Origin of the sequence: Holdemania sp. 1001302B_160321_E10 (genome assembly GCF_015552275.1) — a bacterium.
Taxonomy (GTDB): Bacteria; Bacillota_I; Bacilli_A; order Erysipelotrichales; family Erysipelotrichaceae; genus Holdemania.
Genome location: NZ_JADNEM010000029.1, coordinates 22,459 through 35,685, shown reverse-complemented (window position 1 = coordinate 35,685; position 13,227 = coordinate 22,459). Strand labels below are relative to the sequence as shown.

13 protein-coding genes are annotated in these 13,227 nt (G+C 51.4%); 7 read left to right on the top strand and 6 right to left on the bottom strand.

Annotation, left to right across the window (positions count from 1 at the left end; all coding sequences use genetic code 11):
• Nucleotides 1–759: 759 nt before the first annotated feature.
• Nucleotides 760–1,062 carry a hypothetical protein gene (locus I2D94_RS14710; protein ID WP_072683646.1) on the bottom strand — a complete coding sequence of 101 codons (303 nt, stop codon included), beginning with the start codon at nt 1,060–1,062 and terminating at the stop codon, nt 760–762.
• Between the two features lie 109 nt (nt 1,063–1,171).
• On the opposite strand from I2D94_RS14710, the gene tgt reads away from it, so the two are divergent.
• The 4 genes from tgt to I2D94_RS14690 all read left to right on the top strand — a co-directional run bounded on the left by tgt (nt 1,172) and on the right by I2D94_RS14690 (nt 4,803).
• Nucleotides 1,172–2,311 (top strand): tRNA guanosine(34) transglycosylase Tgt, encoded by a 1,140-nt coding sequence (gene tgt / locus I2D94_RS14705; RefSeq protein ID WP_072683647.1) that lies wholly within the window; start codon nt 1,172–1,174, stop codon nt 2,309–2,311.
• A gap of 1 nt (nt 2,312) precedes the next feature.
• Nucleotides 2,313–3,335, top strand: a complete 1,023-nt coding sequence (gene queA, locus I2D94_RS14700; RefSeq protein ID WP_072683648.1) for a tRNA preQ1(34) S-adenosylmethionine ribosyltransferase-isomerase QueA — start codon at nt 2,313–2,315, stop codon at nt 3,333–3,335.
• Between the two features lie 3 nt (nt 3,336–3,338).
• Entirely contained in the window at nt 3,339–4,040 is a 702-nt protein-coding gene (locus tag I2D94_RS14695; protein ID WP_195397462.1) for an epoxyqueuosine reductase QueH, read from the top strand.
• A gap of 202 nt (nt 4,041–4,242) precedes the next feature.
• Nucleotides 4,243–4,803 (top strand): TetR/AcrR family transcriptional regulator, encoded by a 561-nt coding sequence (locus tag I2D94_RS14690; protein WP_072683650.1) that lies wholly within the window; start codon nt 4,243–4,245, stop codon nt 4,801–4,803.
• 80 nt (nt 4,804–4,883) lie between these two features.
• Here the strand turns inward: I2D94_RS14690 and I2D94_RS14685 are convergent, their stop codons facing one another.
• On the bottom strand, nt 4,884–6,659 hold the full coding sequence (locus I2D94_RS14685) for a flavocytochrome c (RefSeq protein ID WP_195397461.1): 1,776 nt from the start codon (nt 6,657–6,659) through the stop codon (nt 4,884–4,886).
• Between the two features lie 314 nt (nt 6,660–6,973).
• On the opposite strand from I2D94_RS14685, the gene mgtE reads away from it, so the two are divergent.
• Both mgtE and I2D94_RS14675 read left to right on the top strand, forming a co-directional pair.
• The gene (gene mgtE, locus I2D94_RS14680) at nt 6,974–8,317 is read left to right on the top strand and encodes a magnesium transporter (protein ID WP_195397460.1); all 1,344 of its coding nucleotides are present in this window, start codon (nt 6,974–6,976) and stop codon (nt 8,315–8,317) included.
• Between the two features lie 99 nt (nt 8,318–8,416).
• The gene (locus I2D94_RS14675; protein WP_195397459.1) at nt 8,417–9,337 is read left to right on the top strand and encodes a DUF1848 domain-containing protein; all 921 of its coding nucleotides are present in this window, start codon (nt 8,417–8,419) and stop codon (nt 9,335–9,337) included.
• Nucleotides 9,338–9,349: 12 nt separating this feature from the next.
• Here I2D94_RS14675 and I2D94_RS14670 read toward each other — a convergent pair whose 3' ends face one another.
• The 4 genes from I2D94_RS14670 to I2D94_RS14655 form a co-directional block, all read right to left on the bottom strand.
• Nucleotides 9,350–10,054, bottom strand: coding sequence for an HAD family hydrolase (locus tag I2D94_RS14670; RefSeq protein ID WP_195397458.1), 705 nt, complete (start codon nt 10,052–10,054; stop codon nt 9,350–9,352).
• A gap of 88 nt (nt 10,055–10,142) precedes the next feature.
• Nucleotides 10,143–10,838, bottom strand: a complete 696-nt coding sequence (locus I2D94_RS14665) for a TVP38/TMEM64 family protein (protein ID WP_195397457.1) — start codon at nt 10,836–10,838, stop codon at nt 10,143–10,145.
• Between the two features lie 29 nt (nt 10,839–10,867).
• Nucleotides 10,868–11,026, bottom strand: coding sequence for a hypothetical protein (locus tag I2D94_RS14660; protein WP_006060135.1), 159 nt, complete (start codon nt 11,024–11,026; stop codon nt 10,868–10,870).
• A 108-nt stretch (nt 11,027–11,134) separates the two neighbouring features.
• Complete coding sequence (locus I2D94_RS14655) at nt 11,135–12,004, bottom strand: YitT family protein (protein WP_072683656.1); 870 nt, start codon at nt 12,002–12,004, stop codon at nt 11,135–11,137.
• A gap of 180 nt (nt 12,005–12,184) precedes the next feature.
• Here I2D94_RS14655 and I2D94_RS14650 point away from each other — a divergent pair, with 180 nt between their 5' ends.
• Nucleotides 12,185–13,099 (top strand): LysR family transcriptional regulator, encoded by a 915-nt coding sequence (locus I2D94_RS14650; RefSeq protein WP_072683657.1) that lies wholly within the window; start codon nt 12,185–12,187, stop codon nt 13,097–13,099.
• Nucleotides 13,100–13,227 lie beyond the last annotated feature (128 nt).

The window sequence follows — 13,227 nt, the reverse complement described above, 5'->3', positions numbered from 1 at the left end:
CGCCAGCGTTCATCCTGAGCCAGGATCAAACTCTCCATTTGTCAGAGTTTGTTAGCTCTTTGTTTTATCTTCACTATCCCTTAGAATAGCTGCTTTATGAATTGACGTTGTATTTGTGCTTTTCTTCCTGTTTAGTTTTCAAAGATCGACGCCCTCTCGCGAGGTGCTCATTAATATTACCAAATCACCCCTTTTCTGTCAACTGATTTTTTAACTTTTTTTTCGATTTCTTCTTCCCCCTTTCATATCCCCTTTTGTTATCGTGTTTTTCGCTTATTTGATTATTTTTTCTTTTATTTTGATGTCCGATAAGGAGCGCGTTTCCTGAATTCAAAGTTTATTCATGGCGTCATTTTTACCCTTATGGATCCTAATTCTCTATTTATCTGCGATGAACTCAATTTTTATTCCATTCCTCTTTTCCAGTTCGTCTTTTAATTCTGGATAGGGAAAACTTCCTTGTATATAGCGAAACCACGCTTTGCTTTCGATAAGAATCGAATCAGATCCTGCATCAATCAAAAAGCAAGAGGATGGATTTCCCCTCGCTTAATTCTTCCTTGTAATAAATATCAATCAGTTAATTTCCAAGCGGGACTTTCAGAAGCAACACTTTCCTATATAATAGGATGAACGCGTTGGTTATCATTTTTCCCTTTTCTTCTTTACACTTTCCGCGGACCTTCTTTTATCCCGCTCCGTTTTCAGACAGCGGATAGAGTATCATCGGTTAATTTAATTCAGGTTTCAGCGTTTTGGTTAAAACATCGCGTCCAGAAAATCCTGTTCTTCCTCCCCCTGCTTCAGCTGCCGGATCTGCTGCTCCAATTCTTCGATCGTCGCCAGCCGCTGCCGGATCAGCGATGACAGTGCGGCGATCTCCTCGCTTTCCTTTTGATTCAGAAAGCATTGGTACGTCACCTTCCCTAACTGCAGCGTCGTTTGGAGGACCTCCTTTTTACATTGCTTGATCGTCTTGCGGCGGTTGTAAATTTCGATTCGCAGATGAAAATGCCGGCGAATCTTACTGATCCATTGAATTTCTTCTTTGTTTTCTTCCATATTCCAGGCCTCCTCTTTCTTTAGACTTATGCCGGCGGGATTCAGCTTATTCCGGCTTTTCCTTTCAGGGAAGGGGCTTTTATGGTAGAATAGTGGCGGTGAAAAATATATGAGTGCAATTCGATTTGAGATTACCCATGTGTGCAAACAGTCAGGCGCCCGCTGCGGCATCCTGCACACGCCGCATGGCGATGTAGAAACGCCGATGTTTATGCCTGTCGGCACCTTAGCGACTGTCAAGTTTCTGTCGCCGGAGGAAATCAAGGCATTGGGGGCCGGTGTCATTCTGGCCAACACCTACCACTTGTGGCTGCGGCCGGGCGAAGACATTGTCGATAAAGCCGGCGGCGTCCAGAAATTCATGAACTATTCCGGGCCGATGCTGACGGACAGCGGCGGATTCCAGGTCTTTTCGCTGGCGGACCGACGCAAGATTAAGGAAGAAGGCGTAACCTTCAAGAGTCATCTTGACGGCTCTACCTTATTTTTGAGTCCGGAAAAATCAATCCAGATTCAGAACAAGATCGGCGCGGATATCATCATGAGCTTTGATGAATGCGCTCCGTATCCCTGCTCCTATGATTACATGAAAAACAGCGTGGAGCGGACACTGCGTTGGGCCAAGCGCGGCAAAGACGCGCATCAGCGTCCGGAGGAACAGGCGTTGTTCGGCATCGTCCAGGGTGGGGAGTATCAGGATCTGCGCGAGATGTGCGCCAAAACGCTGGCGGAGATGGATTTCCCGGGGTATTCGATCGGCGGTACGTCCGTCGGTGAATCCAAGGAAACGATGTATAAGATGATCGATTACAGCGTCAAGTATCTGCCATGGGAGAAGCCGCGCTATCTGATGGGCGTCGGCTCGGTGGACGCGATTCTGGAAGGCATTCTGCGCAATGTCGATATGTTCGACTGCGTGCTGCCGACACGGATTGCCCGGCATGGCACGTTGATGACTTCGCAGGGCCGGATCAACATCAAGAAGCAGGAATACGAAGAAGATTTCGGACCGCTGGATCCGGAATGCGACTGCTACACCTGCAAAAATTACAGCCGCGCGTATCTGCGGCACTTGTTCCGCTGCAACGAAGGGCTGGGCAGTCGTCTGATGTCGATTCACAATCTGCGGTTTTTGTTAAGTCTGACGGAACAGGCCAGAAAAGCGATCCGGGAAGACCGCTTCGGTGATTTCAAAGCAGAGCTGTTTAAGAAATATAATCTGAACAGCGTGGACTCGAGGGGGTTCTGATATGAAAACAAGTGAATTTGATTTTGAGCTGCCGCAGGAGCTGATCGCGCAGACGCCGCTGGCGAAGCGGTCAGCGTCACGGTTGTTAGTGCTGCATCGTTCCACCGGCGCGATTGAACATCGCCATTTCTACGATATCGTCGATTATTTAAAACCGGGCGACGTGCTGGTGCGCAACAACACGCGCGTCATTCCAGCCCGGCTGTTCGGCACGAAAGAGGAAACCGGCGCGCACGTCGAACTGCTGCTTTTGCGGCAGGAAGGCGACGAGTGGGAATGTCTGGTCGGCAACGCCAAAGTGGTCAAGCTGGGCACTATCATCTCGTTTAACGAAGGCGAGCTGAAAGCGGAATGCATCGGGATCGGCGAAAAAGGGCTGCGTCAGTTCCGGATGATCTACGACGGTATTTTCTATGAGATTCTGGAAAAACTGGGCAATGTTCCACTGCCGCCATATATCAAGGAAAAGCTGGAGGATCCGGAGCGTTATCAGACGGTTTACGCCAAGGTCAAAGGTTCCGCCGCTGCGCCGACAGCCGGTCTGCATTTTACGCCGGAGCTGTTCGATCAGCTGAAAGCCAAAGGCGTCGAGGTTGAGGATATCACGCTGCATGTCGGTTTGGGCACGTTCCGGCCGATGGATACTGAGGATATCGCCGATCATCACATGCATTCGGAATTCTTCATGATGGATCAGGCCACGGCAGACCGGCTGAATCAGGCAAAAGCGGAAGGCCGGCGAATCATCGCGGTCGGTACGACCAGCTGCCGGACATTGGAAGCGATCATGAGCAAGTATGGCAAGTTCCGCGAGTGTCATGAAGATACCGATATTTTCATTTTCCCTGGTTATCAATTCAAAGCGATCGACGGTTTGATCACCAATTTCCATCTGCCGAAGTCGACGTTGGTCATGCTTGTGAGCGCGTTTGCGACCAAAGAACAGATCATGACGGCTTATCAGGCGGCGATCGACGAGAAATACCGCTTCTTCTCGTTCGGCGACAGTATGTTCATCGAATAGCTTATGGAACAGAATAAACGACTGGCAAGTTCCAAACCGAAGATCAACTATTGGAAAATGAGCGTGGAGGAAATGGCGCGGATCGAGGCGGAAGGCCGGCATCCGCGGCTGCTGATGCATGCCTGCTGCGCGCCGTGCAGCGCGTTTCCGCTGGAATTTCTCAGCGGCGTGTTTGAAGTTACGATTTATTACAACAACTCCAACATTTATCCGGCGGCGGAATATCAGCGCCGGCTGAATGAATTAAAACGATACCTGAACGAGGTGAATCCGACGCTGCCCCATCCGGTCAGCTTGATTGTCCCACCTTATCAAAACGAGGAATTTACCGCACGGTTATCCGTTCTGAAGGATCAGCCGGAGGGAGCGGGCCGCTGCTTTCTGTGCTATGGTCTGCGAATGGACGAAGCTTACCGGTACGCCAGCGAGCATCACTTCGATTATTTTACGACTGTCATGACGATCAGCCGGCAGAAGGACAGTCAGAAATTAAACGAAATCGGCCGGCAGCTGTCGCACAAATACCCGGACGTCCCGTATTTCTATTCGGATTTCAAAAAGAAAAAGGGCATCGACCGGGGACAGGAGCTGTCACGGCTGCATCAGCTGTACCGGCAGGATTACTGCGGCTGTCTTTATTCTTATGAAAAACGGCAGGCTGATTTAAAACGCAAAGCTGAGGAAGCTTCATCGGATACCCGATGAAGTTTTTATTTGGCCGGCTTGTCCCGGTCAGGATGGTTAAATACAACTTGCGAGGTGGGCGTTCTTGTCCAGCGTTACTTTTCTTGTGATCACGCTCACAGCGATTCGTGAGCTATCCTGTTGTCACTCCTAATAAACATGACGTAAAAAACCTTGCAATCCGGGGGAATCCAAAAAAAGCAGCTTGTGGTATAATAAACCCATGAAAAAGAAGTCAAACAAAGAGAAAATTTTAGAACAGGTGCGGCAGCTGATCGCCGACGGGGCCTTTTCGGAGATCACAATCCGCGGAATCTGCGAACAGGCGGGGGTTTCCATCGGCAGCTTCTATCATTATTTTCAGGCAAAGGAAGACGTGATCGTCGAATTATTCCGCAGCAACGCCCAGCGGGCGCGGGAAAACGAGCGATTGAATCTGACAAGTGCCGACGAATGGGAAAATCTGCGGGCTTACGTTCGTTTTCAAATTTCATTCTTGGAAGAAACGTCGTTGGATCGCCTGCAGTTTTTATATGCTTACAACATCACACATTATCAGTCAGACAGTCTGTCGCAATACCGTCAGATCGTGCGGGAGCTTTTAATCCGGGCTGCGGAAAAAGGACAGATGAAGCCGGAGTACGCCGCCCAGGAGGTGCTGGATCATCTTTTTACGCTGATCCTTGGCAATTCAATCCGCTATTGCATGGAAAACGGCGATTATCCTGTCGGCGAGCAGCTGATGAAGCAGGTGAATCACCTGATCACGCTGATTGCGGCTTAACCAGAGCACAATCAAAAAAAGTGAAGCAGCTTCCTTACAGGAAAAACGGCTTCACTTTTGTTATGACTTACGCGCGGTCTTTATTTCGTTTTTTCCAAAGCGTATTGGGCGGCCTGCTGCCCCGCGATCCGGCCCATTGTAATAAACGATTGAATCGCAGTGCCGCTGCCTGGATATTCCTTATAGAACAGATCGCCGCTGCTGACTTCGCCGGCGGCATATAATCCCGGAATTACCTGATTTTGTTCGTTCACAACTTCGGCGTCCATCGTCGTCAGCGGACCGGCAAAGGTTCCGGACGTGTTCATCGTACATAAAACCGCATAGTACGGACCTTCCTCGACCGGCTGCATCAAGTCGGCGTTTTTGTTAAAGTCTTCATCGTTACCGGCCGCGCAGAGTTCATTATACCGCTGAACCGTCTGCGTGAGTTTCTCCGGATCCATCCCGGCAGCGGCTGCCAGTTCTTCCAAGCTTGCGCCGGAATACGCAGTGCCGGCGTCCACGGCAGCCTGAACATTCTCCGTTGCCCGGGCCGCATCCAGCAGAATGAAATATTTCGGCTGACCGGTTTGCGCCAGGACGACCGGCGTCCGGGCCGGGCGCGGCAGCGATTCGTCCATAAACCGCTGGCCGTCCAGACTGACAAACAGCCCGGCATAAGTAAATAAGTCCTGCATCGCCGCGCCAAACGGCAGAATCTGTGCGATCGCGCTGTCGTTGCCGACGATCTGCGCGCCGATTTCCCGCGCCATCAGCAAGCCGTCGCCTTCATTGCCTGCGCCGACATTGGTAATGGAATCCGCATAGGTCGGCGAATATTCTTTTTTTAATTCCGGATTGCGATCATAACCGCCGCTCGCCAGAATCACGGCCTCCGCATGGATGAGCACGGAGGTGCCCGTCGATTGCGTGGCTTCTACGCCGACAACCTCGCCTTGTTCATTCACGATCAGTTTTTCGCCGCGGGTTTCGGTCATGATTTCCACGCCCGCTTCCTCAGCTTTTTTCTGCAGCGGCAGAATAAACCCGGCGCCGCTGCCCGCGGCTGCGTTCAAGCCGCGGTTGGGCTGCATTTTCGGGTTTGGCGTGTCGATCTGATCGGAAAATTCCACGCCGTTTTCAATCAGCCAGTCAACATTGGCGCTGGAACGTTCCGCAATCATTTTCAGTTTGTCTTCATCGACATGATGCTGGCCCAGCTCGATCAGAAAATCAGAGAACAATTTGGGGCTGTCCTCAATCCCCTGTTCGCGCTGGAATACGCTGTCCGCAGCCAGAAGCTTGCCCCCGGACAGACTGGTGCTGCCACCCAGCACGCCCATTTTTTCAATCAGCAGTACGGATTTTGACGCCGCCGAAGCTTCAACCGCGGCCGACAATCCGGCCACGCCGCCGCCAACGATCACGACGTCGACGTCTTTTTCAATTTTTTCTTCCTTCGCGGTGGTTTCCGCTTTGACATTCAGTGCGTCAATGTCCGCGCCCGCCGCCCCCAGAGCGGCTTCGCATGCCTGCAGAATCGCATTGGATGTTTCCGTCGCCCCGGTCACCGTATCGACGCCCAACGACTGCGTCTCCATAATCCGAACCGGCATTTTTTCCAGCGCCGCATCGCAGATCCCGGCAGTTTCCTGATGGTCGCCGACCGTTACCGCAGTGATTTTATGGTCTTTGACCTCAACCTGAACGGCGAGCGTTCCGCCGTGGCCTTCGCCTGTTCCCGGATAAGTTCCGTCTTTGACTGCCAACAGCGGCGAAGCTGGCGCCGCTTCTGATTTTGGTGAACCGCAGCCGGCGGCGCTGAAAGTGATCGACAACGCCAGAACCGCGGTGATTGCTTTTCTGATGCTCATTTTTTATCCTCCCTCTGGATTCTCTGACTCAAAACCGATCATGTTCGGTTTCATTGTACAGACTTCCCCTCACTTTGTCAACACCTTCACATGGCCGAACAACGCTTTCGTGTTGATCACCTTCAAATTTCCCTGAAAATAACTGCGTGAACAGTTGTTTTGACGGGGGAAATAAGACTATAATGAAAGCATTGGAAACGCAGTCCAGCCAGTCCGTCAGGCTTTGAGCCTGCGCCGGCATGATCCGGCGGCAGATTGACCTGGACGACGCTTTTTTACGCACGGCGCCGGTTCTTCCGGATTAAGGAGATCGTATGAAATTAGAAATCAGTAAAGAAGAACTGCGGAATTTTCTGCTGCACGCCACGGATGATCAGCTGGCAGAGATGATCGAGTTTATCCACCCGGTTGACATTCTGGAAGTCATTCATGAATACAAAGATGACGAAGACGTCATCATGAAACGTCTGCCTTCGGACATCCTCGCCGAAATTGTCGATGAGGAAGAAGATGAGGAGAAATATGGCTTGTTGTCGCATTTCTCCGATACCGAGCAGATGGTCATCCTCGAAGAAATGTCGTCTGATGAAATTACCGACCTGGTTTCCGTTCTGGACGAGGCGGAATCGGAAGACGTCTTAAGCAAGATGAACGTCGAAGACCGCCAGGAGGTCCGCGAGCTGTTGAGCTACGATGCCGATACTGCCGGCGGATTGATGGCGACGGAGTTTATCAGTCTATCCCAGCACATGAGCGTGCTGCAGACGTTGGAATATCTGCAAAAGGCGGCGCAGGAAGCGGAAATGGCGTACTACCTGTACGTCGTCGATCAAAGCAACGTGCTGACCGGAGTCGTTTCCCTGCGGGAAATCGTCGCTCACAGCTTTGACACGCAGATCTGCGACATCGCCAATCCGAACGTCATCTCCGTGCCGGCCTCGACCGATCAGGAGGAAGTCGCGCGGATATTCAGCAAGTACAGCTTCCTGATGATGCCGGTTGTGGACGAGCAGGATCATATTCTCGGCGTCATCACCGTTGACGACGTCATGGACATCATTGAAGAAGAAAACACGGAAGATATCCACCGACTGGCGCAGATCAATGAGGAAGAAAAAGTCGACGGCAGTCTGATCGAATCGTTGAAAAGCCGTCTGCCGTGGTTGTTTATCAATCTGCTTACAGCGTTTCTGGCCTCTTCCGTCGTCGCCGTCTTCTCCGGCACAATCGAAAAGGTCGTCGCGCTGGCGGCGGTCAACCCGATTATCGCCGGAATGGGCGGCAACGCCGGCACCCAATCGTTAACGATCGTCGTCCGCGGCATCGCATTGGGCGAGTTAACCGGCGACAACGCCCGGCGGGTCTTCTTCAAGGAGTTCGGCGTGGGTATTCTCAGCGGCGTCAGCATCGGTCTGGTCGTCGCCTTGCTCTGCGGCGTCATGCAGCAGAATCCGATTTTCGGACTGGTCGTCGGACTGGCGATGCTGCTGAACATGGCGTTTGCGACAATCGCAGGTTACGCCGTGCCGGTCATCCTCAAGAAAATCAACGTCGATCCGGCGCTGGCCTCCTCCGTCTTCGTGACGACGGTCACCGACGTCCTGGGATTCTTCTTCTTTCTCGGGCTGGCGACGCTCTTTCTGCCGTATCTGCTTTGATCCGGCGCTTCGCTCTCACAAGCTGTCTTTCCGGCAGTCACAGGACTGCCTTTTTTAATGTCTTTATGATATATTAAACCGGAAAAGGAGGCTGGCGGCATGCTTCTATGTTGTTCCCAGCGCACCGATCTGTGCGCATTTTACAGTGACTGGCTTGTGAATCGATTCCAGGCCGGCCTCGTCGATATCCGCAATCCGTTCGCGCCCCGGCAGGTGCTGCGCGTGGATTGTTCGCCCGGTCAGGTCGACGCGGTCATCTTCATGACCAAGAATCCAACGCCGATGCTGGATAAGATGGACGTCTTCCGTGACTATGCGGTCGGTTTTCAGATCACGGTGACGCCCTATGGCCCAGAGATCGAACCAGGCTTGTCGGATAAGCGGCAGGTTCTGGAAAGCTTCCGGCAACTCGCCTGCAAGCTTGGCCCTTCCCACATGATTTTGCGGTATGATCCGATTTTCTTATCCGAACGTTATGACGAAGCGTTTCATTGCCGGGCGTTTGAGCGCTGCTGCCAACAGCTGGCAGGTTCCTGCACGCAGGTCATCATCAGTCATCTCGACTTCTATAAAAATACCCTGAAGCATCAGCACGAGCTGAACTGGCAGCCGGATTCGCTGCCGCGATTTACAGCTCTGGCGTGCCGGCTGGCTGACATCGGCAGCCGTTATGGAATGCGCCTGCAGCTGTGCGCCGAGAATCTGGATCTGCGCAGCGCCGGCATTGAAAACCGCAGCTGCATCGACGCAGAATGGCTGCGGGAGCTGACCGGGAAAACGTTGGAATATCCGCTGACCCAGGCGCGGGCGCATTGTCATTGCCTGCAAGTCACGGATTTGGGCGAATACAACTGCTGCGCCCACCATTGCCGCTATTGCTACGCCAACTTTGACGAAGCTCAGATCGCCTCGCGGCAAGCCCGGCACGATCCTGAATCCACGCTGCTGATCGGTCATCTGCAGCCTGACGATCAACTCATAACGAAAAAAAAGTCTGAACGGCAGCTGCGTCTGTTCTAGACTTTTTTTATTTTATTCCAGCGTTTCAATTTTTTCCTGCAGCTTAGCCAGCGTGCCTTCAAACTCGCATTCCACCGGCAGGTTTTCCGTGTTTAACAAACAGTCGGTGATCAGCCAGCCTTCCATCCCCAGCGAACGGGCCGTCATGTCTTCCTTGACGTCGTTGCCGATCATGACGCACTGCTTCGGATCCAGATTCAACCGGGTGAGAATTTCTTCATAATATTTCGGATTCGGCTTGCAATAGCGGCAAACCTCAAAGGTTGTGATCCAGTCAAAGTCGTTTTTATCCAATCCGGCCCAGCGGATCCGGTTTTCCGTAGCGATCCGCGGAAAGATCGGGTTGGTCGCCAGCACTAACGTATAACCTTTTTCTTTAAACCGTTTTACAATCTTATTCGCCAGCGGCGTCGGCACGCAGGCTTCGACCGCTTCGTTGAATTCGTTGCGGTAGTAGTCGAGGAATTCATCCTCCAGCGTTTCATGATGCAAGCCGGTCAGGCGATCAAACACCTGCCAGAACACCTGTTCATTGGTAGCCCGGCCATCGTTGGTCACCATTGCGCCGGTGCCTTTCCATATCGTATCGACCAGCTGCTTCGGGTCGATCTTCCCCGCCATTTTCTTCGCCAGGCGGGAAAAATAACTGTGGACAAATTGATCTTGATCCATCGGCAGCAGCGTGCCGTCCAAATCAAAGAAGTATGTTTTTTTCATCGTCAGATTCCTTTCGCAATGGCTTTATTATACACAAATTTCCAGTTTCATGAAAGCGGACAATCTTGTTTGATTGTCCATTTCTCATTCATTTTCCCGATTCACTCCCGCGATCAGCGCGGCGTTTCTGGATCCAGGCGGCCGCCAGCGCGGCGAGGACGGCGGGAAGGGCAACCATCATCGCTTCCCGCACCCTGCCTTCAATCAGGAAGTTTCCGATCAGCGAACCGGCCAGCACCGGAATGATCGAGCCGAGTGCGCAGGAAAACAGAAAAACCGGCCAGCGGACGTCCGACACCGCCGCCAGATAGGGCTTGACCAGATTGGGCAGGACCGGCAGAAGAAACATTAAAAAGCAATAGAGTTCTTTGTTTTTCCCCGCCAGCCAGTGACGGAAACGTTCCAGCATCCGCGTGATCTTCGACTTTGGCGACAGCTGGCCGAGCAGTTTTTCCGCAAACAGATAGACAACGCCGTTGCCCAAAACCATCCCGGTCAGAATTATGATCGTCCCCAACAAAGGCCCATAACTGGCGCCGGCCGCCGCCTGCAGCGACAGCGCGGGAATCAGCGACGTGATCACCTGCACCGCCTGAAGCAGAATCAGAAACAACACGCCCTTCAGCCCCAGCGCGCGAAAGTACAGCCGGATCGCCTGTTCGTCGCCGCTTTTCAATAGCGCGTTGACCGCCGGAAGAAAATCCAAAGCCGCCAGCACAACCAAAAGTACGCCCGCGATTGCGGCGATTCCCTGCAGCCGATTCCATTTTCGTTGCTTCTTCATAAGAAAAAATCACCAGGGATCCCGGTGATTTATAGATGAATGACTTCCTGCGTCGTTTTAACAATCATCGTAATATCAGCGCCTGTTACATCAAAATCAACGTCTTTCACCGTTAAGCTGATTTCCTTTAACAGTTTCTCTGCTTTTTTCTGCGCGAGTTCATTTAACTGTTTAAACTCAATTTTCATATCTAACACCTCGCTTCTATTTTATCATGAAAGGCCCACTTTGAATATAGCGGAATTCTGACAAGTTTTGTCGAATTCTTAACTTTTTTATTGCATTTTGCGGGTTGTTTATTCTACTAACCGTTTGATAAAGTTGCCTGTGATCTGCAAGCCCTCGTTGACGATGATGAAAGCTTTGGGATCCAGCTGCGTAATCATCCGGCGCAGTTCATTGACCTCATCCTTCGACACAATGGTGACCAGAACCTCGGTTTCCGTCTGGGTATAGGCGCCTAAGCCCTTCCAATACGTCACCCCGCGCACAAAATCCTTGAGGATCCGGTTTTTGATTTCCGGGTTCTTGGTAAAGATCATCAGGCTCATCTCGATGTTCTGCAGGTGAACCTTATCGAGCACAAATGAATATACCGCCGCATAGATAATGCTGTAAATCGCGATCGGCAGATCAAACAGGAACGCGCACAGACTGTACACCAGCGCGTTGAACAGCAGCTGGATCTTCCCGACGCTGAACGCTTTCCAATGCAGCGCGGCATACACGCCGACGATATCTGTTCCGCCGCCGCTGGCCCCGCTGACCAGCGTCATCCCGATGCCCAATGCCCCGACGATCGCCCCGATGATGAGCGAAGCCAACACATCGTCCAGAATCGGCACGACTGGAATGGGAATCAGCGAGAAGCAGACAGTCTGGGTGATCAGTGAAAGTAGCGTCCCAAGAAAGAATTTCCGGCTCAGCGAGCGAAAGGCCATAAAAAACAGCGGCACATTGATTAAAAAGTTGATCACGCCCGCGATATCGAAACTGAAACGCATTCCCATCCGACTGACCAGCACGGACCGGATAATCTGCGACAGTCCGACAATTCCGCCGTTATAGAGATTGACCGGAACGACGAAAAGATTAATCGAAGCCGCAAACAGCGCCGAGCCGAACAGAATCATCGTGTAATCATAAATTTGTGAATGGCGTTTCATGAAATGGTTCCTCCTGGGTTTCCCACGGATCTTCTCTTATTTTATATGAACTGGGGTAATTCTGCCAGCCTATTTTTGAGTTTTCATCTTTCTCTTTTATCTTGTTCATTTCCCGATCAAATTAATCGGGAACCGGCTTGTTTTATGGTATGATAAAGATAAGTAAAGCAGGTGATTTGAATGGACGTCAAAGCGTTATCCTACTACGTCGCCATCGCCGATCAGAAAAGCATCAACAAAGCGGCTGAAATTCTGTACATCAGCCAGCCGGTTTTATCCCGAACCGTTCAGGCGTTGGAAGACGAGCTGGGCGTCCAGCTGTTAATCCGCAATAATCATGGGATTGAAATGACTCCGGTCGGCCAGAGCTTGTATTATTATGCCCACAGCATTCTTTCCCAGTTTGAGGAAATCGAACGGTTAAAGAAAACGTACCACGCGGTTGTGGAAACCCGCCTGCAGGTATCAACGGCAATGCTTCTGCTTCAAGATGCGATCGTGCAGGAATACTTCAAGTCAGTCCCCAGCGATCATGCGGTCATCAATATTCAGGAAACGGGCATCGAACAGGCGATCAAGAACGTCAGCGATCAGGGATCCGAGATCGCGATTCTGACGTTGAACTCCGTGCAGCATCGCGTCATGACCAAGGTGATCAAAGTTCAGGGCTTGCAGATGCATTCGATCAAGAAGGATGCGGTTTATGTTCATCTCGCCCAGTCGCACCCATTAGCCAGCCGAAGTACGATTACCACGTCCGAGCTGTTGGACATGACCTATCTGCGGATGCCGCAGGATTTCTACACCCAGCTCAATTACACCTTCAAAGTTGGCGATCAGGAACTGACCAATTTCAAGAAGACCGTGACTGTTAACAATTACCACACGATGATCAATCTGTTGAAGCACAGTGATTCGTTCATGTTCGGCAACTGTTGGCAGGCCGCCGATCTCAAGAAAGGCGGCATCGCTTCCATCCCTGTGGAAACTGACAATGTCTCTCGTCATTTGGTCTGGATCGAACGCCAGCGGCATACCTTATCTAACGAAGCCAAGCTCTTTCTGGATTTGTTTTGTTCATCACTTGCGGTATAACGTTATTTTACTAAGGTATATTTTCACAAAAAGCATAACCAGGCTATACTTTATTGGTATTACTCTCTCCCCTTTTTCCCCATTATAATAAAGATGTAAACATATTCTAATTAAGAGGAGGAATATTA

Coding starts and splice junctions, on each gene's coding strand:
- I2D94_RS14650 (WP_072683657.1), top strand. CDS start 12,185: ATGGACGTCAAAGCGTTATCCTACTACGTCGCCATCGCCGATCAGAAA.
- queA (WP_072683648.1), top strand. CDS start 2,313: ATGAAAACAAGTGAATTTGATTTTGAGCTGCCGCAGGAGCTGATCGCG.
- I2D94_RS14675 (WP_195397459.1), top strand. CDS start 8,417: ATGCTTCTATGTTGTTCCCAGCGCACCGATCTGTGCGCATTTTACAGT.
- tgt (WP_072683647.1), top strand. CDS start 1,172: ATGAGTGCAATTCGATTTGAGATTACCCATGTGTGCAAACAGTCAGGC.
- I2D94_RS14670 (WP_195397458.1), bottom strand. CDS start 10,054: ATGAAAAAAACATACTTCTTTGATTTGGACGGCACGCTGCTGCCGATG.
- I2D94_RS14685 (WP_195397461.1), bottom strand. CDS start 6,659: ATGAGCATCAGAAAAGCAATCACCGCGGTTCTGGCGTTGTCGATCACT.
- I2D94_RS14660 (WP_006060135.1), bottom strand. CDS start 11,026: ATGAAAATTGAGTTTAAACAGTTAAATGAACTCGCGCAGAAAAAAGCA.
- I2D94_RS14690 (WP_072683650.1), top strand. CDS start 4,243: ATGAAAAAGAAGTCAAACAAAGAGAAAATTTTAGAACAGGTGCGGCAG.
- I2D94_RS14710 (WP_072683646.1), bottom strand. CDS start 1,062: ATGGAAGAAAACAAAGAAGAAATTCAATGGATCAGTAAGATTCGCCGG.
- mgtE (WP_195397460.1), top strand. CDS start 6,974: ATGAAATTAGAAATCAGTAAAGAAGAACTGCGGAATTTTCTGCTGCAC.
- I2D94_RS14655 (WP_072683656.1), bottom strand. CDS start 12,004: ATGAAACGCCATTCACAAATTTATGATTACACGATGATTCTGTTCGGC.
- I2D94_RS14695 (WP_195397462.1), top strand. CDS start 3,339: ATGGAACAGAATAAACGACTGGCAAGTTCCAAACCGAAGATCAACTAT.
- I2D94_RS14665 (WP_195397457.1), bottom strand. CDS start 10,838: ATGAAGAAGCAACGAAAATGGAATCGGCTGCAGGGAATCGCCGCAATC.